The sequence below is a fragment of the Leifsonia sp. YAF41 genome (assembly GCF_052113185.1).
GTDB lineage: Bacteria > Actinomycetota > Actinomycetes > Actinomycetales > Microbacteriaceae > Cryobacterium.
In genome coordinates, this window is the sequence record NZ_JBFRCS010000013.1 from 79,183 (window position 1) to 106,175 (window position 26,993).

The window sequence follows — 26,993 nt, forward strand, 5'->3', positions numbered from 1 at the left end:
CGTCAGAATCTCCGCACTTGCGAACGCGCTCAGTGGTGCATGGTCCGACCCGCGCGACCTCACTCAGCCCGAGGCCATGGCCAACACCTTAAACACTCGCGCGCCCCTCGGTCGAGGAGCGCGCGAACTGCAGAGCGACGATGGTCAGCGCGCGACCGCGGTGGCGACTCCGTCTTTCCACACCGTGTCGATGAGCGGAACCCCGGGACGGTAGGCCAGGTGCACATAGGAATCGGCGCTGAGCTGCGTCAGGTCGGCGCGATTGCCGACCGCGATCGCGCCGACATCCGTGCGGCGGAGCGCAGCCGCACCGCCGGCGGTCGCGGCCCAGAGGGCCTCGGCCGGAGTCATGCCCATGTCGCGCACCGCGACGGCCACGCAGAACGGCATCGACGAAGTGAATGACGATCCCGGGTTGCAGTCGCTCGCCAGAGCAACCGTGGCGCCGGCGTCCAGCAGTCGACGGGCATCCGGGTAGGGCTGCCGGGTCGAGAACTCCACTCCGGGCAGCAGGGTGGCGACCGTGTTCGAGCCGGCAAGCGCCGCCACGTCGTCGTCGGTCAGGAAAGTGCAGTGGTCGACACTCGCCGCGTCGAGCTCGACGGCCAACGCGACGCCCTCACCCGGGCCGAGCTGGCTGGCGTGCACCCGCACGCCGAGACCGAGCGCGGCACCCGCGGTCAGGATGCGACGGCTCTGCTCAACCGTGAAAGCGCCGGTTTCGCAGAACACGTCGATCCACCGCGCGTGCGGAGCGCATGCCGCGAGCATCTCGCCGACGACCAGGTCGACGTACTCGTCGGCGCGGCCGGCAAACTCGGTCGGAACTACATGCGCTCCGAGGAATGTAACCTCGGGAGTCACCTCGGCGGCCAACCGCACAAGCCGCGTCTCGGCCTCGAGCGAGAGCCCGTAGCCGCTCTTGATCTCAACGGTCGTCGTGCCCTGCGCGAGCATTTCTCCCAGGAATCCGCGGGTGCGCTCTCGCAGCTCCTCGTCGGAGGCGTCCCGCGTAGCAGCGACCGTCGAACGAATTCCGCCAGCGGAATACTTCTGTCCCGACATGCGAGCTTCGAACTCGGCCGAACGGTCGCCACCGAAAATGATGTGACTGTGGCTGTCGACGAAGCCCGGGATCACGCTGGATCCCTGTGCGTCGGTCACCAGGTCGGCGCTCGGGGCATCGCCCGCAGCGCCGACCCACGCGATGAGCCCATCCTCAATCAGCACCGCCGCGTCGTGCAGGATGCCCAGGCGCGCGACATCCTGACGGGTGTCGGCTTCCGAGACGTGTGCCGAAGCATCCGCCGGAACATCCGCCGCAGGAGTCGCCACGTTCGTGACGAGCTGCCCGATATTGGTGATGAGCTCAGTTGTCATGTGTCTACTTTTCCCACATCGGAACGCGCAGTCCACGCTCGCGCGCAACTTCGGCGGCACGCTCGTAGCCGGCGTCGACGTGACGCATCACGCCGGTGCCGGGGTCGTTGGTGAGAACGCGCTCGATTTTCTCGGCGGCCAGCGGGGTGCCGTCGGCGACGATGACCTGTCCGGCGTGGATGGAGCGGCCGATTCCGACGCCGCCACCGTGGTGGATCGACACCCAGGTCGCGCCCGAAGCGGTGTTCAGCAGCGCGTTGAGCAGGGGCCAGTCGGCGATGGCGTCTGAGCCGTCGGCCATGGCTTCGGTCTCACGGTACGGCGAGGCGACGGAGCCGGAGTCCAGGTGGTCGCGGCCGATCGCGAGGGGTGCGCTGAGCTCGCCCGAGGCGACCATCTCGTTGAACTTGAGTCCGGCGAGGTGGCGTTCCTTGTAGCCGAGCCAGCAGATGCGCGCCGGCAGGCCTTCGAACTGCACCTTTTCGCCGGCTGCGGTGATCCAGCGGCGCAGGTGGGCGTCTTCGGGGAAGAGCTCGAGAATCGCCTTGTCGGTGGCGGCGATGTCGGCCGGGTCTCCCGAGAGCGCGGCCCAGCGGAACGGCCCCTTGCCCTCGGCGAAGAGGGGGCGGATGTAGGCAGGCACGAAGCCGGGGAAGTCGAAGGCACGGTCGTAGCCGCCCAGTTCCGCCTCTGCACGAATCGAGTTGCCATAGTCGAACACCTCGGCGCCGGCATCCTGGAATTCGACCATGGCCTGCACCTGCTTGGCCATCGAGGCGCGGGCGCGCTCGGTGAAGGCAACCGGGTCAGCGGCGGCGAGGTCGTGCCATTCGGCGACGGTGACGCCCTCGGGCAGGTAGGCCAGTGGGTCGTGCGCCGAGGTCTGGTCGGTGACGATGTCGATCGGCACCTTGCGGGCCAGCAGCTCGGGGAAGACCGTCGCGGCATTGCCGACGAGGCCGACCGAGAGGGGGCGGCGCTCGTTCTTGGCGGCGACGACGCGCGCGATCGCGTCGTCGATGTCGGTGGCCAGCTCGTCGAGGTATCCCTTGTCGATGCGGCGCTGCAGGCGAGTCTCGTCAACGTCGACGATGAGCACGACACCTTCATTGAGGGTGACAGCGAGCGGCTGCGCGCCGCCCATGCCGCCGGCCCCGCCGGTGAGGGTGATGGTGCCGGCCAGGCTGGATTCGCCCGACGCGTCGAGATCTCCGCGGCGCTCCGCCAGCTTGACCGCGACGGCGGCGAAGGTCTCATAGGTGCCCTGCAGGATGCCCTGGGTGCCGATGTAGATCCACGACCCGGCGGTCATCTGGCCATACATGGTCAGGCCGAGCGCCTCGAGGCGGCGGAACTCGGGCCAGTTGGCCCAGTCTCCGACGAGGTTGGAGTTGGCGATGAGCACGCGCGGCGCCCACTCGTTGGTACGGAACACGCCGACGGGCTTGCCCGACTGCACGAGCAGGGTCTCGTCTTTTTCAAGAGTCGTCAGGGTGCGCACGATGGCGTCGTAGGCCTCCCAGCTGCGGGCGGCTTTGCCCGTTCCGCCGTAGACGACGAGCTCTTCGGGGTGCTCGGCGACCTCGGGGTCAAGGTTGTTCATGAGCATGCGCAGCGGGCCTTCGGTCTGCCAGCTCTTCGCTGTCAGCGTTGATCCTCGAGCTGCACGAACGGTGCGAGAAGTAGTCATACTGCGATTGCACACCACCGGGAGGCCCCGAACAACGCGGATGCCGCCACTTCTGTCCGGCATCCCAGACCGGACACCCGTGAAGGTGGCGTTCCCCCCTGTATGAGCCGTTTTCACTCCGGCGAGAAGGAGAGTTCGCAGGCGGCCGCGAGCCAATGTCAGCAGCGTTGACATTGCTGTTGTCAGCGTCCTAGGGTGGAGCTTTCATGCCACCTCAGGTGGGTCAACGATGACGGACGGAACTTTATGACGCAGGGCACCCCCTCGGAACCCACCACGCAGTCGGCAGGTGGCGGAAAGATCTCTCGCCGAACTGCGCTCGGCCTCGGCGCATTGGGAGCGGTGGTGGTCGCCGGTGGAGTAACCCTGGCGGTCAACATGAACGGCGCGGGGGCGCGGAATGCGGACAAGGCGAAGACGCTGATCACCGGCGGGAAGGTCTGGACCGGAGACCCGAAGCGAACAGCAGAAGCGGTGGCGATCGCTGCCGACGGCACGATCCTCGCGGTCGGCAGCATCGCCGATCTCAAGGCCTTCAGCGACCACAACACCGAGGTGATTGACGCCAAGGGCGGCTTCGTCATGCCGGGCATCCACGACGGGCATCTTCACTCGTTGGGCGGCGCGGAGAGCGCGCTCTCCCCCAGTCTCGACAATGCCACGGGCACCGTCGACGAACTGCTCGCCTACCTCACCCAGGTCATCGAGAATGATGCCGAAGACCCCGCAGACCCGAATTCCTGGCTCAGGGTCGCCGACTGGAACCCGACCGGACTCGTCGGTGCGGTCGCGCACCGCAAATTCCTGGACACCCTGCCCACGAAGCGGCCGATCTTTCTGCAGGGATCTGACTTTCACAACGGCTGGGCGAACAGCCGTGCCCTTGAACTGGCGGGAGTGGACGCCAACACTCCGAACCCGACGGGCGGAGAAATCGTCATGGACGCCGACGGGCCGACCGGGCTGTTCAAGGACAACGCGCAGGTACTCGTGCAGAGCGCCATGCCGAAGCACACCGAGGAACAGCTCGCCCGCGCCTACACCGCGAGCTATGCAAAACTCGCGGCGAACGGGATCACCAGCTTCATGGAAGCCAGCGGCGACGACAAGGCGGCCAAGCGTCTCACCGGCCTCATCAACGATGGCACGGTGAATCAACGCGTGAGCTTCGCCTACCGGATTCCTGCCGAGCTCGCCGAGGTGCCCACTGAGGCCGTGGAGACCATCCAGGCTTCGCAGAAGCGCTATGCCGACGTCGATCGCTTCACCATGCGCACGATCAAAGTGATGATGGATGGCGTCGCCGAGTACCCGGCATTGACCGCGGCCATGGTCGAGCCGTATCAGAATCCTGACGGGACCCCCATGGACCAGAGCGGGGCGCTTTACTTCGCCCCCGAGCTCTTCAACGACCTTGCGGTCGCCGTCGACGCCGCGGGTTGGCAGATCCACACCCACGCGATCGGCGACCTCGCCGTTCGCACAACCCTCGACGGATTTGAGCAGGCTCGCACCAAGAACGGGAAGCGCGACAGCCGTCACACCATCGCGCACATTCAGTTCGTGGCGCCGGAGGACCGCCCGCGTTTCGCCGAGCTCGGAGCGCTGGCCAGCATGCAGCTGCAGTGGGCCGTCCAAGACACGTTCACCATCGACGCCCTGGCTCCCTACGTCGGCCCCGAGCGACACCTCGGCACCTACCCCGCCGRCTCACTGCAAGACGCGGGCGCTCACCTGGTCGGCGGATCGGACTGGCCGATCGACCCGCTCAGCCCCTGGAACCAGATCCAGACCGCGGTCGACCGGGTCGGCCTCGGCTCGGAGACCGGCGAGCCGCTCTACGCCGAGCAAGGCCTCTCGCTCACTGAGTCCTTGGAAATGCACACCCGCGGGGGAGCCTTCCAGCTCTTTCAGGAGAAGGAAACCGGCCGGATTGCGCCGGGCATGCGCGCCGACCTCGTCATCCTCGACCGAGACCTCCTGGGTGTCCCCCTCGCCGAGGTGAGTGGGGCGACCGTGAAGTACACGATGGTCGACGGCAAAGTCATTCACGAGGCGGGAGCCGGTGATGCGCCAAGCGCCAATGGCGCCGGTTCCGCGGCCGGTGCGATCTCGCTCGCGGGGCTGAACCGCAATCACGAGTCCTGCGGCCACCCGACGCATACGACACAGGCCTGAGCGACGGTGGGACTCAGCCGAGCGGGCTGAGTCCCACCTGCGCCATCGGCGGTGAAATCATTGACGGCACCGCCCTCGCCCTGTAGCTTCGCGGCAGTGCCGAGGCGCCCATTCGATTGAATTGGCTGCTTCGGGCACCCACCAAACGTCCTGACTCAGAAGGAGACGTATTGTGCGCAACCGCGACGTCGATGATTTCGCTCAGACCAAGCTCACCCCCGAGTATCGCGAGATTCTTGAGAAGCTCAGGCAGATCGTCGAGGAGACCGTTCCCGACGCCATCGAAGTTCTCAGCAGCGGCAACCCGGCCTGGCACGTCAAGCGCACTCTCGCCACTGTGACCACCAATGACAAGAACCTCACCCTCACGTTTGAGCGGGGTGCGAGCCTGACGGATGACCACGGCTGGCTGGAAGGAACCGGTTTCAACACCCGGCACCTCAAGATGAAGAACATCGACGAGCTGCCCGAAGACGCCCTCCGCGACTATCTGACGCAGGCCGCGGCCCTCGACGCCGGCGCCTGAGCTCGTCGCCCTCGCCGACTTAGAGGCTTGCGGTCGAGTTTCCCCGGTGTGCCACGCAAACTCGACCGCACGGGGCAAGCTCGATGCACCGCGACCGATGCAGCGCGGGCGAGCAACGCCCGGCCTCAGCGCAGGTGCGCCGCCGCCGYCGCAGCGATCGCCTCGGCGACCGCCGCGAGGGTGCGGGAGTGCAGCTTCCACTGCTGCCAGTAGAGCGCCACATCGATGAACGCGCCCGGGTCGAATTCCACCAGCTCACCGGCCGCTTCCGCTGCCGCACTCTGCGCGTCGGGCAGCATTCCCCAGCCCAGGCCGAGCCGCACCGCGCTGGCGTATTCCGACGAGGCCGGAATGAAATGCTGCGGCGGATGCAGGGTCTGCCGGGTGCGCTGGCGCAGGTACCGGTCTTGCAGATCGTCGGTACGGTCGTAGATCACGACCGGTGCGAGCGCGAGGTTGGCCACCGTCGGTCCGCCCGGCAGCCAGGTCGCGACGAACTCCGGGCTCGCCATCGGCCGGTAGCGCATCCGGCCGAGCGGACTCACGATGCAGCCCTGCACCGGGTCGGCGACCGAGGTGATCGCGGCCATCACCGTGCCGTCGCGCAGGCGCGCGGTCGAGTAGTCCTGGTCTTCCCGATAGACGTCGAAGCTGACCCGGTGCTCGGCCGGCACCTGCGCGAGAGCCGGCAGCGCCCAGGTCGCCAGTGAATCCGAATTGATTACGATCGGGATGCGCAAAAACGGGCCGCCCGCATCCGCCGCCCGGTCACTGGGCGGGTCGAGCGTCGCGAGCGCATCATTTTCGAGCAGCGCGAACTGGCGGGCGAGGCGCAGCACGACCTCCCCGGATGCCGTCGGCTTGACCGGTTTGACACGCTGCAGCAGCACACGTCCCACGGCGAGTTCGAGTGCCTTGATGCGCTGGCTGATCGCCGACGGGGTGACGCGCAGCGCGCTCGCCGCCGCATCGAAGGTGCCACTGTCGACGACCGCGACGAGGGCCCGGAGCTGTTCCAGCTGAAGATCCATGCTCAGTCGTCCTCCGCATCGTGTTGGTGGGAGGGAGAGAGAACCCGGTCGAATGCGAACCGCAGCCCGTCGACCGGAAACGGCCAGTCCGTGTAACGGGCGAGCGCCTCAGCGGTGCTCAAGCCGAGGGTCCGCGCCTCGACGATTCGTTCGGCGATCAGGGCCAGGTCGGCCGCTTGGCGGCCGACGTAGCCGCGGTCGATGACGCGTCCGTGCCCCGGAACGACGAGGTCGCCCTCCTCCATCTGCTCGTGCACTGACGCGAGCACGCCCGGCCAGTCGAGCGGAAAACTGCCGGAACCGAACATCGGCGGCCCCGATTCTTCGACAAGGTCGCCAAGTATCCAGACGCGTTGATCGGGGACGAACAGCACCAGGTCGGTGTCGGTGTGGGCCGGAGGGAGCGGGACGAGATGCACCTCGCGGCCGCCGAGGTCGACGCGGAGGAGATCGGCGACGGGGTGCGTCGGCGGTGTGAGTACGACGCCGTGCCACTCCCGATCCGGCTCCCGGCCGGGGTCGACGAGATAAGCGTCGAGACGGGGCGCCTCATACTCCGCGAAATGGCGTTCGATCTGCGCGTGCCCGAAAATCTCGGCGTTCAGCGCCGACTGCGGCCCCAGCCGCTGGTTGCCAAAGGTGTGGTCGTAGTGCGCGTGGGTGTTGACCACCCAACGGATGGGCGTATCGAAATGTTCGGCCACATCGGCGAGCAGTGTGTCAGCCTCGCCCGGACTGCTGAGCGTGTCGACCAGCATCAGGCCATGTGTGCCCTCGATCACCACCACCGAGACATCTAGCGCTCCGTAGCGCCGCTGGAACACCCCGGTGGCGACCGGAATCCACTGGTTTTCGCTCATGTCTCGAACGCTACCCTCTCATCTCACATTAGAGAAGCTAATGATCCATCAGAAAGATGAGCTGGAACCGCGCGCGCGGGTGGCATACCGTGGTCGATTGTGGATGCCTTGACTCTCTCTTTTCCCGTGCTCGCGGCCGGTTTCGGCCTGGGCCTGTCGCTGATCGTCGCGATCGGCGCGCAGAACGCGTTTGTGCTGCGCCAGGGGATCCGCCGAGAGCACGTGCTGCCGATCGTGCTGATTTGCGCACTCTCCGATGCCGTGCTGATCGTGCTCGGCATCTCGGGAATCGGATTCGTGATCGAGCGGTTCCCGGTCGCGCTGATCGTGATCAGATTCGCCGGTGCCGCATTCTTGATCGGCTACGGACTACTCGCGGCACGCCGCGCGTTCACCGCCGGTTCGCTGGAAGTCAGTCCGGGCGGGGAGCGACTGTCGCTCCGCACGGCGATCCTCACGGTACTCGCCCTCACCTGGCTGAACCCGCACGTGTACCTCGACACGGTGTTGCTGCTCGGCTCGATCGCCAACTCGCACGGCGACGAGGGGCGCTGGCTGTTCGGCCTGGGCGCCGTGCTGGCCAGCTTCGTCTGGTTCGCCGTGCTCGGGTTCGGCGCCCGCCTGCTCGGCCCCCTGTTCTCCAAGCGGGTGTCGTGGCGCATTCTCGACGGCGCGATCGCCGTCACGATGCTCGCCCTCGGCATCCGTCTGCTGGTGATGCCCTGACACCTCATCTCGTCGTTGGCGGTTAGGATCGGCGGATGGCCACCCCAGATTTCGTACTCGACCTCCGGCAGTCGATCGGCTCAGCTCCGCTCTGGTTGAGCGGGGTGACCGCGGTGGTGTTGAGAGACGACGAAGTGCTGCTCGTGCGTCGAGCCGACAACGGCGCCTGGACGCCCGTCACCGGGATCATCGACCCGGGCGAGGAACCGGCGGATGCGGCGGCGCGCGAGACTCTCGAAGAAGCCGACGTGGTGGCAACCGTCGAACGTCTGGTCTGGGTGCACGTGCTCGAACCGCTGACCTACGACAACGGCGATCGAGCTCAGTATCTCGACCTCGTCTTCCGCTGCCGATGGGAGAGCGGGGTGCCGTTCCCCGCCGATGGGGAGAATTCCGAGGCGGCCTGGTTTCGGCTCGACGCGCTCCCGGAGTTGCCCGGAAACCATGCCGAGCGCATCCGTCGTGCCGTCGCGGCGGATGCTGCCACGGATGCCCACTTCGAAGGCGGGCGATCGGTCTGATCAGCCGCTCGGTCTGATCAGTCCTGGCCGAGGATCACGCCGCGCTGCGCCAGGAACGGCTGCGGATCCACTCTGACCCCGTTGAGGTGCACCTCGAAGTGCAGGTGGCATCCGGTGGACGCTCCGGTGCTGCCCACCCCGGCGATGACCTGTCCGGCCGCGACCGGATCGCCGACCGCGACGAGCGTCAGACCGTCGGCGATGTGACCGTAGCCGGTCTCGACGCCGTCGCCATTGCTGATCAATACCCAGTTGCCGAGGGTGCCGTTCGGTCCGGCGGATGCGACGGTTCCGTCCGTCGCGGCGCGAATCGGCGAGCCGCAGCCGGCGGCGACGTCGGTTCCGTAGTGAAATTCACCGACCCCCGCGGTGGGGAGAACCGGGCGGGGGCCGAACCCATCGGAGATCGTTCCGACGACGGGGGAGATCCAGCCCTGGTCGCTGAGCTGGCCGGTGTCGGCGGCATCCGGGAGGCTGAACAGCGAGAACGCTGACGACATTGAGAAGGGCGAACGCGGAGAGCCGGTACTGATTCCGCTCGTGAGCAGCGCGGTCAACTGGGCCCGCGCGGCGGCCAGAGCGGCTTGCGCAGCGGCCAACGCCTCCCGCGCTTGCTGCACCGGGATGCCGCGGGCCAACTCGTCGGCGGTCTGCGCCTGGGCGAACAGCTCGGTGGCGCGCTTGTCGGCCGCGAGGGTGCGCTCTCGCACCGTGTCGAGGTTGCCCGACAGCTGAGCCAGTTGGTCGAGGCTGCCGAGCTGGTCGAGCAGATCCTCCGCTGCGCTGTCGCCAACCAACACCTCGGCTGTCGCGGCGCCCGACTGGCGCTGCGCGAGGCTGCGCACCAACGCTCCGACCGCACGCTTCGAGGCTTCGCTGGCCGTCGCTGCGTCCGTGGCGAGGGCGTGAAGTCGGGCGGACATCACCGTCGCCGAGTTGAAGTCGGCTGTCGCCTTGTCGAGTGCCGATTGGGCGGCGTTAACGGCGGATTGCGCCGTGGTCACGGCGAGCCGAGCCGATGCGATGGCCGCCGACCGGGTGAGTGCTACCTGGCGAAGGGCGGTTTGGTTGCGCGCCGCCGTTGCCGCGGCCGCGGCCGCGGCCGAGCGTGCAGCGGCGGCGCGCAGCACGGCCTCGCGGGCAGATGCTGCTGCGGCTGCTGCGTTCGCTGTCGCGGGGGCGGCCGGTGCAGCGCTTGACGGCGGGGTGGGTGTCGGGGTGCTGCTCGGCGTCGGCGTGGGTGTGGGGGTCGGTGTCGGTGTCGGTGTGGGTGTCGGTGTGGGCGTGGGGAGTGTGGTCGGTTCAGGGGTCGGGGTCACAGGTGGCGTCGGCACGGGAGTGACTGAAGGCGTCGGCGCAGGTGTCGGCGTTGGCGTCGGGTCCGGGGTCGGGATGAGCGTCGGCACGGGGTCTGGAGTGGCGGGCGGCGCAGTGTCGGCGGGAGCCGGCTGGTCCGCCGGCTGGTCGCTCGGTGACCCGGTCGGAGTCGCGGCCGGAGCGGATGTCTCCGCAGCTGGGGGCACGGATGTCGCCGAATCAGGCGCCGGCGTGGGACTGGTTGTCGCCGCGGAAGTCGCCAGATGTGTCGCATCCGGAGCATCCGTCGCATCCGCTTGTGCGAGCGACGGAGACCCGAGCACGAGCGCTGTGATCACGACGGCGGTGAGCGAGACGGAGGCAGCGCGACGCCCGAGACCGGCGTCGAACCGTCGGATAACTCGAGCGATAATCTTCATCGAGGTCCTGCTCCGCAAATCCACATTCGGGTGATGGATGGTCAACCCGTTCGGGCCGGCGTTGCGCCAGTATGCCACGGTCGATCTGCACCACACAAGCGATCGCGCGCGCCCTTCCACGCCCGCTTCCATGTACCTTTCCGCAGGGCGCCGGCGGGCACAGCCGCTGCGCTCGCCGCGTTGCGGCCATAGACTCTTACTATCTGTGATCCCAGACGGGCCAGGCGTGTTGAGGAGTGATCATGGCTGATTCGAAGGTTCCGGCGGCAGACAATGCGCTGCGCATCCTGTCGCATCTGGCGGCCCAGCGTGGTCCGGTGCCGGCATCCTCCATTGCGACGGCGCTCGATCTGCCGCGCTCGAGCGTCTATCACTTGCTGACGGTGCTCACCGAGCGGGGGTTCGCCCTGCATCTGCCCGAGGAGAAACGCTACGGTCTCGGCATCGCGGCATTTGAACTCAGCACGGGATTCTCGCGCCAGGAGCCGCTCAGCCGGGTCGGCCAGCCGCTGCTGGCCGGTCTCGTCGACCGGTTGGGCGAGTCCGGGCACCTCGCCGTGCTGCACGGCCGGGACGTGCTGTACATCGCCGAAGAGCGAGCGCCGCGCCGGCCCCGGTTGGTGACGGATGTCGGTATCCGTCTTCCCGGACACCTCACGGCGAGCGGTCGCGCACTTCTGGCCACCCTGCCACCGGCGCAGTTGCGGGCTCTCTACCCGGATTCCTCGGCTTTCGTCGAGCGCAACGGGCACGCTCCGCACAGCTATTCAGAGCTCAAACGCATCCTCAATCAGGTGCGTGAAGACGGCTACGCGACCGAAGACGGCGAGGTGACGTCGGACTTCGCGTCGATCGCCGTCTCCGTGCGTGATCACGTCGGCTGGCCGGCCGCCGGAATCGCGATCACCTTTCCGCGCGGCAATGTGCCGCCCGAGAAGTGGCCGCAACTGGCGGCGCAGATTGCGGAGGTGGCGGCGGAACTGTCGCGGCGCATCCGCGGTCGCGTCGCCTAGTCCCTATCCACCACCCCGTTGGTGTTAGTCCCCGTCGGTGTGTGTTTCGGTGGCTAACTCCGGTAATCCTGGAGGCCGAGCGGCATCCGCCGCATTGCTCCGCGGGGGAAGAAGGCCAGCGGGAGCGGATTACCGGAGTTAGCCACGGGCGCCGAGGCTGAACCTCGCAGTTCGGCCCCGGTGGACAGCGGCAGGGTTGGTGGCTAACTCCGGTAATCCGACCGGCGGCTGCCGAAGGAGTCCGGTGCCGGCGGGTAATAGCGCCGGATTACCGGAGTTACCAACGCGGATGCGAAAGAGCTAGCGCAGAGTGCCGACGGCCCCCGCCGCGGTATCCCGCACCGCACCAGACTGCACGAGACCGACGATCGCCTCGATCTCCGGCGAGAGAAAACGGTCGCTGCCGGGGCCCTCGGCGACGGTGCGCACGAGATCGCGCACAGCGCCGGTCGCCGGGCCAGGCAACAGCGGGGCGCGCAGGTCGAGCGACCGCGCGGCGGTCATCACTTCGATGGCGAGCACCCGGCCGAGGCCGTCGATCGACTTGCGCAGCTTGCGCGCGCCGGCCCAACCCATCGACACGTGGTCTTCCTGCATGGCCGACGACGGAATCGAGTCGACGGATGCCGGCACGGCCAGTCGCTTGAGCTCCGAGACGATCCCGGCAGCCGTGTACTGCGCAATCATCAGTCCGGAGTCGACGCCGACCTCGTGCGCGAGGAACGGCGGGAGCCCCTTGTTGCGCGAGACGTCGAGGTGGCGGTCGGTGCGACGCTCGCTCATGCTCGCGACATCCGCCGCGGCGATGGCCAGAAAGTCGAGCACGTAGGCGACGGGGGCGCCGTGGAAGTTGCCGTTCGACTCGACCCGGCCGTCGAGGGTGACGACGGGGTTGTCGACCGCGCTGGAAAGCTCGCGGCCGGCAATCAGGGCGGCGTGGCTCGCGGTGTCGCGGGCGGCGCCGTGCACCTGCGGCGAGCAGCGCAGCGAGTAGGCATCCTGAACCGTGGTGTCCCACGGGCCGGCGTGGCTCGCCACCAGGGGGGAGTCGCCGAGCAGGGCGCGCAGGTTGGCGGCACTCTCACCTTGGCCGAGCTGTGGGCGAAGAGCCTGCAGGTCGGCGGCGAAAACGGCGTCGGTGCCGAGCAACGCTTCGACGCTCATCGCAGCGGCGATGTCGGCGGTCGAGAGCAGCATGGCGAGGTCAGCGAGCGCGAGCACGAGCATGCCGAGCATGCCGTCGGTGCCGTTGATGAGGGCAAGACCCTCCTTCTCAGCGAGTACGACGGGGGTGATGCCGGCCGCGGCGAGGGCCTGTCCGGCATCCATGAACGTGCCCTCGGCATCCCGGACTTCGCCCTCGCCCATGATCGCGAGCGCACAGTGCGCGAGCGGCGCGAGGTCACCCGAACAGCCGAGCGAACCATATTCGCGCACGACCGGCGTGATCCCGGCGTTGAGCACGGCGGCGTAGGTCTCGGCGGTGGCCGGGCGCACGCCGGTGCGACCGGTCATCAGGGTCGAGAGGCGCAGAAGCATGAGCGCGCGCACGACCTCGCGCTCGATCTCCGGGCCGCTGCCGGCCGCGTGCGAGCGCACGAGACTGGCCTGCAGCTGGGCGCGGCGGTCGGAGGTGATGAAGGTGGTGGCGAGGGCGCCGAAGCCGGTGGAGATTCCGTAGTGCGGGTCAACGTCGCTGGCCAGATCGTCGATGATGCGCCGGGTCGCGGCGACGCCGGCGAGTGCCGTCGGGTCAAGAGTAAGAGGGGCGTTGTGGCGGGCGACGGCCACGACGTCGGCGAAGCTGACGGGGCCAGTGCCCACGGTGACGGATGCTGCGGAGAAGGTCATACTCTGATTCGACACTACGCAGACGGCTCAGGCAATCAATCCGAACCGGGTGCTGTCTGCGATTCCAGACGCACGGCTGCGTCCCCCGTCCGGGGTGTCGCGAAAACCGCAAGATCTGGCGGGGTGTCAGTAAGAGCCGCACAGATCGTGCGTGATTCGGTGACAGTTGCGGTTTTCGCTGACAGCGCTCGGAGCGAACCCGCTCCCCGCTACCGGCCGAGCGTGCTGTGCAGAAAGGCGGCGACGGTGGCCCGCATCGGCTCGTCGAGAATCCCGATCGAATGCGCGGCGCCTGGCACCTCGACCAGGGTGTGCACGACGCCAACCTTCTCGAGATGGGCGGCGTAGCCGGTCGCCTGAGTCAGCGGCATGAATTCCTCGGAGGCGGTGCCGATGAAGACCGGCGGATCGTCGGCATCCGCTGCACCTATTGCCGATGCGGCCCGCGCGGCCTCGCAGTCGGTCAGCGTGCTGCAGCCGAGGTAGCGCAAAGTGATTCGCCGCAGATCGCCGGTCAGCGCCGCTGCGGCCGCGGCCGGGGCAGCAGGAACCGCCGCGCCGGGCGGGGTGCTCGCCGCCGTCGTCCAGGTGTTCCGCCGTGTTGCCTCGCCAGCGGCGACTGCTGCCTCGCGCAGGTCGAATGGCGCCGACAAGACGGCGACGGATGCGACGCGCGATCCCGTCGTCCAACTCCCCGTTCCGCGGGCGCCGAGCAGCGCGTCCAAGTTGCCTCCGGCAGAGCCGCCGAACACGCCGATTCGATCGGGGTCGATGCCGTAGGTCGTGGCGTTCTCCGGCGCTCTGATCCACTCGACCGCGCGCGAGACATCCTCGATGGCTGCCGGGAACGGGGCGGCAGGAGCCAAGCGATAGTTCACCGAATAGGCGACGAAACCGGTCGAGGCCAGCCAGAGGCAGACCGCCCGCCAGTCGCTGCTCGCCTTGTCACCGCGCGCCCAGCTGCCGCCGTGAATCGAGACGACAGCCGGCCGCAGGGCGCCAGCGGCGGGTGAGCACACGTCGAGGGTGAGCATCGTTCMGTCGGCGAGGATGTCGTAGACGACATCGGCCGCCACATCGATGTCGGCCGGCGGGGTGAACGTGCGGATGCCGATGATCTCGTCGGTCATCAGTTCGCTGCCGGTCGTAGTCGGATCCGTCTGCACCACGGGGTGAGTCGGCACATGAAAACCGGTGAGCATGCCGGTGCCCGCAAGCATCAGGGTGACGGCGCCCACGATCGCCAGAACCCGGACGCGGCGGCTGCCAGATCCTAGGCTGGGACGAACATTATTCACGCGGACTCCGGGTTCCCTCTTGATATGAATGAGTCGAGACTAGAGGGCCGCTGGGCACGCCAGCGAATCAGCGGGAGTCTGGCCCTGCTCAGAGCGACTTCGCGAAGCACAGACTCTGAGTGGCGCCGATGTACTCACCGAAGAGCGGTATCTCCTGATAGCCGCGCTTTCGGTAGAGGCGCAGTGCTGCGCTGTGCAGCGGACCGGTTTCGAGCATGAGTTCGACGGCGCCTGCGTCCCGGGCATCGGATTCGATCCGGTCGAGCAATGTCGCAGCGACGCCCTGGCTGCGTCCGTCGGGATGAACGAAGAGGCTCTTGAGCTCGGCGGTGACTCTGGCCGCGCCGTGATCTGCGCCGTGGACGGCGCCATTCGCCGTCTCCTCAGTCGAAATCGACAGCACGAGAGCGGCCATGCCGAGGGCGCGGGCGTCCTCATCTCTCGCCAGATACACCGAGACGTCCGAGTGGTCGAGTTTCTCAACACCCAGTAGAAAGTTGGTCTCAGGGGGATAGAGGGCGTGAGCAAAATCTGCGCTCAACCGCACCAGGGTCTCGACCTCGGGTTGACGGGGTGACTCGATGCTGATCGTCAGTGCCATGCGCCCAGACTAGGTGGCGGAGATTTCATGGAGGTTTCGTTCAAGCGTGGCGCGGCGTCGTGACGAGGTGACGGGCGAAGATGCGGAAGGATGGCGGATATGGTCGACCAGTCAACAGCCCTTCCTGTTCTCTCGCTCTGGTGTGGCGGCTACACCAGCCCGACGGGAACGGCACCAGGGATCTCGGCGCTCGGCAGGGCGCCCGGTGCGGCAGAGCCTGCGTCGGTGACTGCGGTGGTGGCCGGCTCCCCCTCTTTCATGGCCGCGCATCCCACTCTCTCCCTGATCTACGCCGTCCTCGAGGTCGACGGGACCGTGCAGGCCTTTCGTCGGGTCGCAGAAACCGCGCTTGAACCCATCGGCGCGGAATGGCCGGCCGGCCCCGCGGCGTGCCACGTCTTCGTCGACCCAGAGGGCCGCTTTCTCGTCGTCACCTGCTGGGGCGACGGGGCCGTGCTGTTCTACGAGCTCGATGCCGACGGCGTGATCGTCTCGCGGCAGAGCGCGGCAGCGGCCACCGACCCCTATCCGGGCGCTGACCGGCAGTCGAGGGCACACGCCACGGCGCTGCTTCCCGATGGACGCATCCTCACGACCGACCTGGGTTTTGATATTCTGCGCGTCTGGCGGGTCGAACCGACTGGCTCTGCCACCGCCGGAACCGGCCTGATTCTCACCCAGGAGCTGCCACTCGGCGCCGGAACCGGCCCGCGTCACCTCACCGTTCACCCGAGCGGCCACGTCTACGTCGTCACCGAATACTCGATCGAAGCCATCGTGATCGGTCAAGACTCCGATGGAATCCTCGACGTGCGCGGCCGCATCCCGGCCACCATCGCCGGCGCCCAGTCGACGGATTCGGCGGCCGAGATCTCGCTCAACGAGGCGGGTACACGCGTCTACGTCACGGTGCGCGGCTCCAACCGGCTTTCGACGCTTGAGGTGCAGAACGAGGGTGCGCGGCTCGAACTCATCGGCGACGTCGACTGCGGCGGAAACTGGCCGCGGCACCATCTGCAGCTTGGAGAATGGCTTTTCGTGGCGAATCAGCTCTCGAACGAGGTGAGCGTTTTCTCGCTCGATCCCAGTTCAGGGCTGCCCTCGTCGCCCGTCGGTAGCATCCCCGTCGGCTCGCCGAGCTGTCTGATTCCTCGTCGCCCGCAGTAACCGACGAGCGGTGCGGGCGGATGTTGCCAGTGACTTTTCAGCTTCCATCCGGTAACGTAGACAAGTCGGCTCTTGACACCGTGCGGTTTTTGTTTGCGCGGATGGGTTTGTAAGTCAGGTGGGCCGGTTCATCAGTAATCCGCTGGTGGAAATCACTGTATGTGAACGGTCCCGGCCATTGACTGCCCGGGTTCTCAGGTTGCGTCGCAGAAGCGGCGCCGTTTGCCATGTACTCAACACAACCCAGAAATACCTCTATGCCTAAGAGCAAGAAGCCTGCCGTCGGTCGCGCGGCCAAGAATTTCGATCCTAACCACTCCGGTGGTTCACGGGGCGGCGCCCCCAAGACGGGCAGCAAGAGCCCGAGCCACCGCGGTTTCCGCGCTGACGAAGGCGCCCCCAAGAAGCAGCGCTGGAACGCCGACGAGCGTGCAACCCGCTCCGCGTCCCGCCCCGCCGGCGACCGTCCGGCTTACGGCAACGACCGCTCAGAGCGTCCCGCCTATGGTGGAGCCCGCACCGAGCGCCCGGCCTACAACAACGACCGTGGCGACCGTGCTCCGCGCACCGACCGCCCCGCATACAACAACGACCGCCCGGCCCGTGGTGAGCGTCCGTCCTACGGCGACCGTGCTCCGCGCACTGACCGTCCGGCGTACAACAACGACCGTCCGTCGTACGGTGACCGTCCGGCCCGTACCGAGCGTCCCTCGTACGGCGACCGTGCCCCGCGCACTGACCGTCCGGCCTACAACAACGACCGCCCGGCTCGCACCGAGCGTCCGTCGTACGGCGACCGTGCCCCGCGCACCGATCGTCCGGCGTACAACAACGACCGACCGTCGTACGGTGACCGTCCGGCCCGCACCGAGCGTCCCTCGTACGGTGACCGTGCTCCGCGCACCGACCGTCCGGCGTACAACAACGACCGTCCGTCGTACGGTGACCGCCCGGCTCGCACCGAGCGTCCGTCCTACGGTGACCGTGCCCCGCGCACCGATCGTCCGGCGTACAACAACGACCGCCCGTCATACGGTGACCGTCCGGCCCGTACCGAGCGTCCCTCCTATGGCGACCGTGCTCCGCGCACTGACCGTCCGGCGTACAACAACGACCGCCCGGCTCGCACCGAGCGTCCGTCCTACGGCGACCGTCCGGCTCGCACCGAGCGTCCCTCCTATGGCGACCGCGCCCCGCGCACTGACCGTCCGGCCTACAACAACGACCGCCCGGCACGCACCGAGCGCCCGTCGTACGGTGACCGTCCGGCCCGCACGGAGCGTCCGTCCTACGGCAGCGACCGCGCCCCGCGTCGCGACTTCAACAGCGACCGCCCGAGCATGAGCAGCAGCGGCGACAGCAAGTTCTACCCGAGCCGCGAAGACAAGCCCCGCTTCACCGCCGAAGAAGACGTGGTTCTGGAGCGCCTCGAAGCGCAGGCCACGACGGCATCCGATGTCGTCGGCGTCAGCTTTGCCGACCTCGGCCTCGGTGGCAACATCGTGCGCGAGCTCGGACTGCTCGGTGCGGCCAGCCCGTTCCCGATCCAGGCTGCCACCATCCCCGACGTGCTCGCCGGCCGCGACGTGCTCGGCCGCGGCCGCACCGGCTCCGGCAAGACCATCGCCTTCGGCGCTCCCCTCGTGGAGAAGCTGATGGAGAACGAGGGAAGCAAGAACCGCCAGCAGGGCCGCAAGCCCCGCGCGCTGATCCTTGCCCCGACCCGCGAGCTCGCGCTGCAGATCGACCGCACCGTGCAGCCCATCGCACGCAGCGTCGGCCTCTTCACCACGCAGGTCTACGGCGGAGTTCCGCAGTACCGTCAGGTCAGCGCTCTGCAGCGCGGCGTCGACATCATCATCGGCACCCCTGGCCGCATCGAAGACCTCATCGACCAGGGCAAGCTCGACCTCAGCCAGGTCAGCATCACCGTGCTCGACGAGGCCGACCACATGTGCGACCTGGGCTTCCTCGAGCCGGTGCAGCGCATCCTCAACCAGACCAAGAAGGGCGGCCAGAAGCTTCTCTTCTCGGCCACGCTCGACAAGGGTGTTGCCACCCTGGTCAAGCAGTTCCTGACCAACCCGTCTGTGCACGAGGTCGCCGGTGAAGACCAGGCCTCCTCGACCATCGACCACAAGGTTCTGGTTGTCGAGCACCGCGACAAGAGCGCCATCATCGAGCAGCTCTCCAACCGCGATGGCAAGACGCTGATCTTCAGCCGCACCCGCGCCTACGCTGAGCAGCTTGCTGACCAGCTCGAAGATGCAGGAATCAAGGCCACCAGCCTGCACGGCGACCTGAACCAGGCCCGCCGTACCCGCAACCTCGCGTTGCTGACCAGCGGCCGCGTGAACGTGCTTGTGGCAACGGATGTCGCAGCCCGCGGCATCCACGTCGACGACATCGACCTGGTCATCCAGGCCGATGCCCCCGACGAGTACAAGACCTACCTGCACCGCGCTGGCCGCACCGGCCGTGCGGGCAAGACCGGTACCGTTGTCACGCTCATCCCGAAGCAGCGTCAGCGTCGCATGGACGAGCTTCTCGGCCGCGCCGAGATCGACGCCAGCTACGCCAACGCCGTTCCCGGCGACTCGTCAGTCAGGGCCCTCGCGAACCTCTAGGTTCTGAGAGAAAAGGGGCATCCACCGTCACGGTGGGTGCCCTTTTTCATGCCTGGGCGAGAGAAACCCGTGACCAGGTGCGCAAAAGAGCGTCTCGATTCGCGCGACGCGCCGACGCGTTGCTTTCGCAATTGTGCCGCTCACCCCTACGCTTCAGATGTTGCCCGTGTGCCGTTAGCGGTACGCATCCGTGCTCGGCTGCAATTCGGGTTTGCAGCCGGGAACGTGCGACACGTAGCCTGCGGGGCGTCCATTGGACGCCCCGCAGTCTGCGTCGTGCAGCATTTACGTCATTCGGTAGACCAGCTCGATCGCACCATTCTCAAACGATGTCGTGTGTGCGAGTTCGAGGGGCGCCGTCGGGGTCCCGAGCGGCAACAACCGTTTGCCTGACCCCAACACGACCGGAACGATCGTGAGTTTCAGCTCATCGAGCAGGCCGGCATCGGCGAACTGCGCGGCGACGACTCCGCCGCCCATCACCCAGACGTTCTTGCCGGCAGCCGCGCTGAGCGCCTCGGCGTGCGCAGCCGCGACGTCGCCGTGAAAGAAACGGATGTCCGCGCCCGGCACGGCCGTGAGCTCGCGGGAGGTCAGCACCCAGACGGGGAAAGCTCCGTAGGCCCATTCGTCGGTGCCGTCGCCGACGATGTACTCATAGGTGGTGGAGCCCATGATGATGGCTCCGACGCCGCTGAGAAACTCGTCATAGAGGGCCTGAAAGGTCTCGAAGTCGAATTGAAGCAGCCATTCCAGGCGATCGTTGTCGTCGGCGATGAAACCGTCGATCGAGGACGCGACGTAGTACTGGGTGAGAGCCATATGCAGCACTCTACGCAACACTCCAGACCTGCGCGGGGTGAGTTGAAGCCCACTCGCAAACCGGGCCGAAACGGAGGTTCACCTGAGGCAACGGAGGCAGCTGCACTGCGGTTCTCCATGAGTCAACGCGCGCCTTCTGCATTCACACGTGCCTTGCTAACGTGAAATGTAAGACACGCGTACCGGGTGAACGGAGCAGCGGATGAACCTCGAACGCTGGAACTGGGACCTCCTCGAGTCTGGACCGGCAGAGGCCGGCCACTCAGTGCTTCTCCTGCCCGGCGGCATGTGCACTGCGGTGTTCTATCAGGAGCTGATGGCTGAGCCGAAGTTGGTCGGCGTTCGGCTGGTCGCAGCAACATTGCCGGGGCACGGGGGCAGTCCCGCTCCCGACGACGTCAGCATCGAGAACTATGCGCGGCTCGCGAGTGAGCTGGCTGCCGACATCGGCTGCGATGCGGTGGTCGGCCACAGTATTGGGGCCAACGTGGCGCTTGAGATGGCAGCGTCGGGTGCGTTTTCGGGGCCGCTTGTGCTGTTGGGTCCCTGTTTCTCGCGCGAGGACGAGGCGAGATTCTTCCGCGCCCTCGATCGGCTCAGCCGCGTGTTCGGCCACCTGCCATATGTCGCGATGTTGAAACTCATTCCCGGCGCGGTCAAGGAGAGACCGCTGCCCCCGGACCGCTGTGATGAGCTCGTCAGTGAGTTTCACAAGAACGATCCGCGATTTATGCGAAAGGCATTCCACCGCTATCTGCGGTACTTGGACCGCCACGGCTCCGTCGCGTCACGACTGTGCGAAGCCGAGGTGCCCGCCTGGGTCGTGCACGGCGAAAGCGGCGACGGCGGCATGACCACAGAGGAGCGGCGCACCTTCGAAGGATGCCCGCGCATCCACGTGATCACGATCCCCGGCCCGAGCTTCTTGCCGGCCAGTGAGGAGCCTGCGCTCGTTGCCGACCTTGTCGTCGAAGCGCTGGCCCAGACGCACTGACTCCTTCGAGGTTCTGGCTCGATCCATAGAATTCTGCGGGCGTCTTGCGGAACGGCAATGAAAGAGGCCTGCCGCCACGGTCAATCCGTGGAGGCAGGCCTCTTCTTCTCTACGCCGGTCTAAGCCGTTTCGGTGAGCACCGGCTCGGTGATCGCGCCGTTGAGCACGTCGTCGAGCGCAATGACGGTGTCTTCAGACGACGTGCCGAGCGCCAACGCCAGCTCGGACTCGAGCAGCTGTCGCGACTTGGCGAGCATCCGCTTCTCGCCGGCCGAAACGCCGCCGTCCTGCTCGCGGCGCCACAGGTCGCGAACAACCTCGGCGACGCGGGTGACGCTGTCACTGGCCATCTTCTCCTGGTTCGCCTTGAAACGGCGGCTCCAGTTCGTGGCTTCCTCGGTGAACGGATCGCGCAGCACCTTGTAGACCTCTTCGAGCCCTGCGGCGTCGATGACGTCGCGCACTCCGACAAGCTCAGCGTTCGCGATCGGAAGCTGGATGACGAGCTGCGACGAGTGCACCCTCAAAGTCATCGCCGGCTGGGCGACGCCTTTCAGCGTGATCGTGGAGAGTTCAGTGATGGTGACCGCACCGTGGTGCGGATAGACGAGGGTTTCCCCAACGATGAACTTCAAACTTCCTCGATTCAGATCGCGATGCGCGCGGCTACGTGTGGCACCGACATGTCGAACAGCTGCCCGTAAAACGTCAAACGGGAGTTGTGGTCGTGGAGGCGCCCGGCATCATACCAAGCGACCAACCTTTCAATTGTGCCACAGTCGCCTGGGAGTCCCCCTTGCGACGCTCGGATGAGGCGAACACAGCACGACAAGCGGGATCAGATGATCGCCGCAACCCTCGCTGAGCCGCCGACGTCGGCGACGCATCCGTGCCCCGTGTGCTGGCCGCCAACTTAAGAGCAGGCAAACAGTCCAGTGATTGTCTAGCCCCGGTTGCGGGTCATCCCTAGACTCTGGCTACCCCTGAACGGGTGTGACCCATGCATGGGTCGCTCGGTTCAGGGGATTGGTAACTCGAAACACGCAACTCAACCCGTTCGATACACGCGTTCCACAAGGACGTTCGATTAGCGAGGAGTACACGGTCTTGAAACACTCCACCCACGGTTCGCCCGACATGCCGGGCCAGAGAACCAGCAGCGCAGAACACTCACGATTCCTAGCGAGGGGCGGGCGCACAACGGCCATTGCCCTGGCCACCGCCGCCACCCTCGGTCTCACTGCCCTCGTCGCCGCTCCGGCGCACGCCGCAGAGGTCACTCACACCATCGCCGACGTTCAAGGTCCGGGCTCGTCAAGCCCCCTCGTCGGCACCGTCGTCACCGTCGAGGGCGTGGTCACCGCCGACCACCGAGTCGGCGGCTACAACGGCGTCTACATCCAAACTGCGGGTTCCGGGGGAGAAACGGATGCGACTCCCGGCGTCTCCGACGGCGTCTTTGTCGCCGTCGGCGCGGTCACACCCACCTTCGCCATCGGCGATCTGGTGAGAGTGACGGGTCCCGTCGTTGAAAACTTTGGCCTCACTCAGGTCACCGGTTCCGCCGCCGGAGCCGTCGAAGTCGTGACGGCCGGGGTCGGAGTGCCGGCAGCGACAGCCCTGCCCGACACCGTCGTCGGCGCAGACCGTGAGCAGTTCGAAAGCATGCTCGTCGCGCCCACCGGAACCTACCGACTCAGCTCAAGCCATCAGCTCTTCAACTTCGGCACGCTCTGGCTCTCGGCCGGCAGCGACCCGCTCGTCAAGAGCACCGAACAGGTGCGTCCGGGCGCAGAAGCCACGGCGATTGCCGCGGCGAACCGGGCTAACCGGTTGTTCCTCGACGACGGCTACAGCATCCAGGTCGGCAACAAGGCGCACCTGGGCGAGCAGCCCTACTTCACCACCGACACCGTCGTGCGTGTCGGTGACATGGTCGACTTCCCCGAGCAGCTTGTGCTGTCGTACGGGTTCGACGACTGGCGCCTCCAGCCGGTGGTTCCCATCGACGACGCCAGCGACGCGGCCTACAAGCCGACGTTCGAGCCGACCAACCCGCGCCCCGGCGCCCCGCCAGCTGTCGGAGGTGACATCCAGGCCGCCTCGTTCAACGTGTTCAACTACTTCACCACGTTGAAGAGCGTCAACTCGGCAGCGCGCGGCGCCACCACCCAGGCGCAGTTCGACATCCAAAAATCGAAGATCGTCGCGGCAATCAACGGCCTCGACGCCGAAGTCGTCAGCCTGATGGAGATCGAGAATTCGATCAAGTTCGGCCAGCCGATCGACACGGCGCTCGCCGACCTGGTGAGCGGTTTGAACGCCGCCGCCGGCAGCGACGTCTGGGCCTACGTGCCCACTCCGGCAGCGCTGAACGATGCAGCGATCACCGACTTCATCACGACCGCGATCATCTACAAGAAGGCCGCACTCACACCGGTTGGAGCCAGCCAGACGCAGATCGATGAAGCGGTCTGGAACATCGCCAGGGAGCCGATCGCCCAGACGTTCACCGCCGGGCAGAAGACCCTCACGGTCGTGGCCAACCACTTCAAGTCGAAGAGCGGAACTGGAACCGAGCCGGCCGACGGCCAGGGTCAGTTCAACACCGAGCGCACCGCCCAAGCCCACGCGGTCGTGAGTTTCGTCGACACGTTGAAGGCGTCATCCGGCAGTGAGAATGTGTTGCTGCTCGGCGACTTCAACGCCTACGCGCAGGAAGACCCGCTGCAGGTGTTCGCGGATGCCGGCTACGTTGACCTGGTTCCGGCGAAAGCCTCCGATCAGTACACCTACACGTTCGACGGTGAGCTCGGCTCGCTCGATCACTCGATTGCGACGCCGGCGCTGGCCGCCTCGATCACCGGGACTGGTGTCTGGGGGATCAACTCGTCGGAGTGGGGCGATCGCGGCTTCGCGTTCAAAGCCACGGAGTCCGCAACCCCGTATCGCTCAAGCGATCACGACCCGATCGTTGTCGGCATCTCGCAGGAAGTGGTTCCGGTCGACATCAATGTCGTCACCACCAACGACTTCCACGGTCGCATCGAACAGGCCTCGCCCTCTGGCGGCGGCGCGGTGCTCTCCGGCGCGGTCAAGCAGATCAGAGCGCAGAACCCGAACACCGTCTTCGCGGCGGCCGGCGACCTCATTGGGGCATCCACGTTCACGTCGTTCATCCAGCAGGACAACCCGACGATCGACGTGCTGAACGCCGCAGGACTCGACGTCAGCTCTGTGGGCAACCACGAGTTCGACCAGGGCTTTGCCGACCTCACCGACCGGGTGATTCCGCGGGCGAACTGGGAGTATCTCGGTGCCAACGTCTACGACAAGACGACCGGCAAGCCGGCCCTTCCTGAGTACTTCGTTGAGACCTTCAACGGCGTCTCGGTGGGCTTCATCGGGGCGGTGACGAACGAGCTTCCCTCCCTGGTGAGCCCGGCCGGCATCGCAAACCTGGAGATCCGCGACGTCACCACCGAGACCAACCGAGTGGCCGACGCCCTGCGTGACGGCAACCCGGACAACGGTGAAGCGGATGTCGTCATTCTGCTGGTGCACGAAGGTGCGGCAACGACGGCGCTCAGCTCGGCCACCGATGATTCGGCGTTCGGCCGGATTGTGAACGGGGTCGACGGCGACGTCAACGCGATCGTCTCCGGACACACGCACCTCGCCTACAACCACGTGATCAATGGGCGTCCCGTCATCTCGGCCGGTCAGTACGGCGAGAAGATCGGCCTGATGAACCTGTCGGTGAACCCCGAGACGAAGGAGCTGCTGGCGATCAGCAACCAGATTCTGCCGCTGATGAACACGGCGGCGGTGCCTCCGGTCGCGCTGTACCCGGCCGACCCGGCGGTGACGCCGATCGTGGCGGCAGCGACGGCGGCAGCCAACGAGCTCGGTTCGGTGAAGGTCGGAGATATCACGGCCGACTTCAACCGGGCCCGGCAAACGGCGGGAACCGAGAATCGGGGTGGTGAGTCGACGCTCGGAAACTTCGTCGCCGACGCCCAGCTGCTGGCCACTCAGACGGCCGGCGCCGAGATCGCGTTCATGAACCCCGGCGGTCTCCGCACCGACATGAAATTCGCATCGAGTGGGGCGACCGATCCCAACGGAAATCTGACCTACAAGGAGGCGGCGAGCGTTCAGCCCTTCGCCAACACGTTGGTCACGATGAAACTGACCGGGGCACAACTGAAGCAGGTTCTCGAAGAGCAGTGGCAGCCGAGCGGCGCAAGCCGACCGTTCCTGCGGCTCGGCGTCTCGAAGGGTCTGAACTACACCTACGACCCGACGGCCGCCGCCGGTTCCCGCATCACCCACATGTTCTTGAACGGCGTGGAGATCACGTCGGGCGAGAGCCACACGGTGACCGTGAACTCGTTCCTCGCATCCGGCGGTGACAACTTCCTCACCTTCGCTGCGGGAACAGCCAAGGCCGACTCCGGCAAGGTCGACCTGCAATCGATGGTCGACTACTTCAAAGCGGTGGGCACGGCGTCTCCGGACTACGCGCAACGCGCCGTCGGGGTCACCCTCAGTGCGCCTGACGCCGACGGCTACAGCGCCGGCGACGTGGTGACGCTCGGACTGTCATCGATGCTCTTCAGCGCGGGCGAGCCGGTCGGCACCACAGCCACCGTGTCGCTCGGCGGGGTCGCGCTCGGTTCGGCGCCGATCGATCCGGCCATCGTCGACACGACGGATGAGGTGGGCCGGGCAACCGTCAGCGTCACCATTCCCGCCGGTGCGTCGGGTGCCTCGGCACTGACCGTCACCGTCGACACGACCGGCACGACCGTGCAGGTGCCGATCACGTTCAGTGTTCCGGAGCCGCCCAAGGCAGCAAGCAGCACCTCTGGTTCGCTGAGCAAACTGCTGGCCCAGCACAAGTCAACGGTGCAGTACACGCTCACGGTCACGGCCGACGGCGTGGTTCCGACCGGAAAGGTCACGATCAAGGATGGCGACAGCACGATCGCCACGGTGACCTTGAAGGCCTCCGACAAGGGAAAGGTGAAACTCAACCTCCCCAAGTTGAACGCGGGGATTCACTCGATCACCGCGGACTACGCCGGATCTGACACCGTCAAGGCGTCAACCTCCGGGCCGAGCGTGCTCGTTCTCTGGTAGTTCAGTAGCGACGGATGATGGGGCCTCGCGGTGCGCGGGCCCCATCACTCGTTCGTGAGACTCGCCTTCTCGTGCCCGATAGGCTGGAGAGACCACTGCACGAGGAGACGACGATGGGCACACGCTGGGCGCGATTCGCCCGCGGCTGGATTGTCGCCCTGTTCTCCACTTTTGTGGCGGGCCTCTCGCACGCACTGGCCGGCGGCGCTGTTCCGAGCATCGTGGCTGTCGTTCTTTCTCTCGCTTTCGCCGGAATCGTCTGCATCGGCCTGGCCGGGCGCACCCTGTCGCTCGCGCGGATGGCCGTGTCGGTGCTGATCAGCCAGTTGATCTTTCACGGGCTCTTCTCGTTCGGTGCGCCCGGTGGCGCACTGACCGTGTCGCCCGCCTCCGCGTCGGCCGGCACGGCCGGAAACGGGGCACACGAGCACGGCCCGATCGGCGTCCTGGTTGGTCTGGGCTCCGCACCGGTTGGTCACGCTGCCGGGCATGATGCGGTCTGGATGTGGGTGGCCCACGCCGTTGCCGCCCTGATCACCATTGTGGCGCTGCGCCACGGCGAGTCTGCGTTCTGGGGTCTGTTCGACACCGTGCGCCTCGGCATCCGTTCACTGTTCACGGCGCTCGCCGGGGCGCTGGCCGGCGCGACGCTGCCCGCCATTCCCCGCTCGGCGGCGACGACCGCACGCGTGTTCACACCGCGTGACCTTGCGCTTGTCTTCTCCCGAATGCGGCATCGCGGGCCGCCGGCTCTGAGCTTCGCCTGACTTCGGTCGGGCCACACAGATCAGACCCTTCCCGCACGCACCGAACCGGCTGCAGGCATA

Annotated in this window: 20 protein-coding genes; 10 read left to right on the plus strand and 10 right to left on the minus strand. The window is 66.8% G+C overall.

Annotated features, from left to right (window positions below; genetic code table 11):
• Positions 1–144 precede the first annotated feature (144 nt).
• Both hutI and hutU read right to left on the minus strand, forming a co-directional pair.
• Positions 145–1,380, minus strand: a complete 1,236-nt coding sequence (gene hutI / locus AB4Y63_RS15255) for an imidazolonepropionase (RefSeq protein ID WP_441791914.1) — start codon at positions 1,378–1,380, stop codon at positions 145–147.
• Between the two features lie 4 nt (positions 1,381–1,384).
• Positions 1,385–3,070, minus strand: a complete 1,686-nt coding sequence (gene hutU / locus AB4Y63_RS15260; protein ID WP_441791915.1) for a urocanate hydratase — start codon at positions 3,068–3,070, stop codon at positions 1,385–1,387.
• Positions 3,071–3,316: 246 nt separating this feature from the next.
• Between hutU and AB4Y63_RS15265 the strand changes: the two genes are divergently transcribed.
• On the plus strand, positions 3,317–5,248 hold the full coding sequence (locus AB4Y63_RS15265) for an amidohydrolase (RefSeq protein ID WP_441791916.1): 1,932 nt from the start codon (positions 3,317–3,319) through the stop codon (positions 5,246–5,248).
• Positions 5,249–5,420: 172 nt separating this feature from the next.
• Entirely contained in the window at positions 5,421–5,774 is a 354-nt protein-coding gene (locus AB4Y63_RS15270; protein ID WP_441791917.1) for a DUF1801 domain-containing protein, read from the plus strand.
• A 125-nt stretch (positions 5,775–5,899) separates the two neighbouring features.
• Here the strand turns inward: AB4Y63_RS15270 and AB4Y63_RS15275 are convergent, their stop codons facing one another.
• Together AB4Y63_RS15275 and AB4Y63_RS15280 are read right to left on the minus strand one after the other, a co-directional pair.
• Positions 5,900–6,805 carry a LysR family transcriptional regulator ArgP gene (locus AB4Y63_RS15275; RefSeq protein ID WP_441791918.1) on the minus strand — a complete coding sequence of 302 codons (906 nt, stop codon included), beginning with the start codon at positions 6,803–6,805 and terminating at the stop codon, positions 5,900–5,902.
• Positions 6,806–6,807: 2 nt separating this feature from the next.
• Entirely contained in the window at positions 6,808–7,665 is an 858-nt protein-coding gene (locus AB4Y63_RS15280) for an MBL fold metallo-hydrolase (protein ID WP_441791919.1), read from the minus strand.
• Positions 7,666–7,773: 108 nt separating this feature from the next.
• Between AB4Y63_RS15280 and AB4Y63_RS15285 the strand changes: the two genes are divergently transcribed.
• Complete coding sequence (locus AB4Y63_RS15285) at positions 7,774–8,391, plus strand: LysE/ArgO family amino acid transporter (protein WP_441791920.1); 618 nt, start codon at positions 7,774–7,776, stop codon at positions 8,389–8,391.
• A 35-nt stretch (positions 8,392–8,426) separates the two neighbouring features.
• Positions 8,427–8,912 (plus strand): NUDIX hydrolase, encoded by a 486-nt coding sequence (locus AB4Y63_RS15290; RefSeq protein WP_441791921.1) that lies wholly within the window; start codon positions 8,427–8,429, stop codon positions 8,910–8,912.
• Positions 8,913–8,929: 17 nt separating this feature from the next.
• Here AB4Y63_RS15290 and AB4Y63_RS15295 read toward each other — a convergent pair whose 3' ends face one another.
• Entirely contained in the window at positions 8,930–10,648 is a 1,719-nt protein-coding gene (locus AB4Y63_RS15295) for a peptidoglycan DD-metalloendopeptidase family protein (protein ID WP_441791922.1), read from the minus strand.
• A 242-nt stretch (positions 10,649–10,890) separates the two neighbouring features.
• Between AB4Y63_RS15295 and AB4Y63_RS15300 the strand changes: the two genes are divergently transcribed.
• Positions 10,891–11,661 (plus strand): IclR family transcriptional regulator, encoded by a 771-nt coding sequence (locus AB4Y63_RS15300; protein ID WP_441791923.1) that lies wholly within the window; start codon positions 10,891–10,893, stop codon positions 11,659–11,661.
• A 300-nt stretch (positions 11,662–11,961) separates the two neighbouring features.
• On the opposite strand, the gene hutH is transcribed toward AB4Y63_RS15300, so the two are convergent.
• From hutH to AB4Y63_RS15315, 3 genes are all read right to left on the minus strand, one after another.
• A complete protein-coding gene (hutH, locus tag AB4Y63_RS15305) occupies positions 11,962–13,512 on the minus strand; it encodes a histidine ammonia-lyase (RefSeq protein ID WP_441791924.1) in 1,551 nt (516 codons plus the stop codon).
• Between the two features lie 209 nt (positions 13,513–13,721).
• On the minus strand, positions 13,722–14,810 hold the full coding sequence (locus AB4Y63_RS15310; protein ID WP_441791925.1) for an alpha/beta hydrolase: 1,089 nt from the start codon (positions 14,808–14,810) through the stop codon (positions 13,722–13,724).
• 88 nt (positions 14,811–14,898) lie between these two features.
• Positions 14,899–15,411 carry a GNAT family N-acetyltransferase gene (locus AB4Y63_RS15315; protein ID WP_441791926.1) on the minus strand — a complete coding sequence of 171 codons (513 nt, stop codon included), beginning with the start codon at positions 15,409–15,411 and terminating at the stop codon, positions 14,899–14,901.
• A 99-nt stretch (positions 15,412–15,510) separates the two neighbouring features.
• Here AB4Y63_RS15315 and AB4Y63_RS15320 point away from each other — a divergent pair, with 99 nt between their 5' ends.
• Both AB4Y63_RS15320 and AB4Y63_RS15325 read left to right on the plus strand, forming a co-directional pair.
• A complete protein-coding gene (locus AB4Y63_RS15320; RefSeq protein WP_441791927.1) occupies positions 15,511–16,578 on the plus strand; it encodes a lactonase family protein in 1,068 nt (355 codons plus the stop codon).
• Between the two features lie 257 nt (positions 16,579–16,835).
• Positions 16,836–19,205 carry a DEAD/DEAH box helicase gene (locus AB4Y63_RS15325; RefSeq protein WP_441791928.1) on the plus strand — a complete coding sequence of 790 codons (2,370 nt, stop codon included), beginning with the start codon at positions 16,836–16,838 and terminating at the stop codon, positions 19,203–19,205.
• Between the two features lie 285 nt (positions 19,206–19,490).
• Here the strand turns inward: AB4Y63_RS15325 and AB4Y63_RS15330 are convergent, their stop codons facing one another.
• Positions 19,491–20,027, minus strand: coding sequence for a dihydrofolate reductase family protein (locus tag AB4Y63_RS15330; RefSeq protein ID WP_441791929.1), 537 nt, complete (start codon positions 20,025–20,027; stop codon positions 19,491–19,493).
• Between the two features lie 202 nt (positions 20,028–20,229).
• Between AB4Y63_RS15330 and AB4Y63_RS15335 the strand changes: the two genes are divergently transcribed.
• The gene (locus AB4Y63_RS15335; RefSeq protein ID WP_441791930.1) at positions 20,230–21,021 is read left to right on the plus strand and encodes an alpha/beta fold hydrolase; all 792 of its coding nucleotides are present in this window, start codon (positions 20,230–20,232) and stop codon (positions 21,019–21,021) included.
• 119 nt (positions 21,022–21,140) lie between these two features.
• Here AB4Y63_RS15335 and AB4Y63_RS15340 read toward each other — a convergent pair whose 3' ends face one another.
• Positions 21,141–21,656, minus strand: a complete 516-nt coding sequence (locus AB4Y63_RS15340) for a CarD family transcriptional regulator (RefSeq protein WP_441791931.1) — start codon at positions 21,654–21,656, stop codon at positions 21,141–21,143.
• A 472-nt stretch (positions 21,657–22,128) separates the two neighbouring features.
• Here AB4Y63_RS15340 and AB4Y63_RS15345 point away from each other — a divergent pair, with 472 nt between their 5' ends.
• Both AB4Y63_RS15345 and AB4Y63_RS15350 read left to right on the plus strand, forming a co-directional pair.
• Positions 22,129–26,166 carry an ExeM/NucH family extracellular endonuclease gene (locus AB4Y63_RS15345; RefSeq protein WP_441791932.1) on the plus strand — a complete coding sequence of 1,346 codons (4,038 nt, stop codon included), beginning with the start codon at positions 22,129–22,131 and terminating at the stop codon, positions 26,164–26,166.
• Between the two features lie 113 nt (positions 26,167–26,279).
• A complete protein-coding gene (locus AB4Y63_RS15350; protein WP_441791933.1) occupies positions 26,280–26,933 on the plus strand; it encodes a hypothetical protein in 654 nt (217 codons plus the stop codon).
• Positions 26,934–26,993 lie beyond the last annotated feature (60 nt).

Excerpts from the sequence above, each read along its gene's own strand:
- hutI (WP_441791914.1), bottom strand. The coding sequence starts at position 1,380 with ATGACAACTGAGCTCATCACCAATATCGGGCAGCTCGTCACGAACGTG.
- hutU (WP_441791915.1), bottom strand. The coding sequence starts at position 3,070 with ATGACTACTTCTCGCACCGTTCGTGCAGCTCGAGGATCAACGCTGACA.
- AB4Y63_RS15280 (WP_441791919.1), bottom strand. The coding sequence starts at position 7,665 with ATGAGCGAAAACCAGTGGATTCCGGTCGCCACCGGGGTGTTCCAGCGG.
- AB4Y63_RS15290 (WP_441791921.1), top strand. The coding sequence starts at position 8,427 with ATGGCCACCCCAGATTTCGTACTCGACCTCCGGCAGTCGATCGGCTCA.
- AB4Y63_RS15295 (WP_441791922.1), bottom strand. The coding sequence starts at position 10,648 with ATGAAGATTATCGCTCGAGTTATCCGACGGTTCGACGCCGGTCTCGGG.
- AB4Y63_RS15300 (WP_441791923.1), top strand. The coding sequence starts at position 10,891 with ATGGCTGATTCGAAGGTTCCGGCGGCAGACAATGCGCTGCGCATCCTG.
- hutH (WP_441791924.1), bottom strand. The coding sequence starts at position 13,512 with ATGACCTTCTCCGCAGCATCCGTCACCGTGGGCACTGGCCCCGTCAGC.
- AB4Y63_RS15315 (WP_441791926.1), bottom strand. The coding sequence starts at position 15,411 with ATGGCACTGACGATCAGCATCGAGTCACCCCGTCAACCCGAGGTCGAG.
- AB4Y63_RS15320 (WP_441791927.1), top strand. The coding sequence starts at position 15,511 with ATGGTCGACCAGTCAACAGCCCTTCCTGTTCTCTCGCTCTGGTGTGGC.
- AB4Y63_RS15325 (WP_441791928.1), top strand. The coding sequence starts at position 16,836 with ATGCCTAAGAGCAAGAAGCCTGCCGTCGGTCGCGCGGCCAAGAATTTC.
- AB4Y63_RS15330 (WP_441791929.1), bottom strand. The coding sequence starts at position 20,027 with ATGGCTCTCACCCAGTACTACGTCGCGTCCTCGATCGACGGTTTCATC.
- AB4Y63_RS15335 (WP_441791930.1), top strand. The coding sequence starts at position 20,230 with ATGAACCTCGAACGCTGGAACTGGGACCTCCTCGAGTCTGGACCGGCA.
- AB4Y63_RS15350 (WP_441791933.1), top strand. The coding sequence starts at position 26,280 with ATGGGCACACGCTGGGCGCGATTCGCCCGCGGCTGGATTGTCGCCCTG.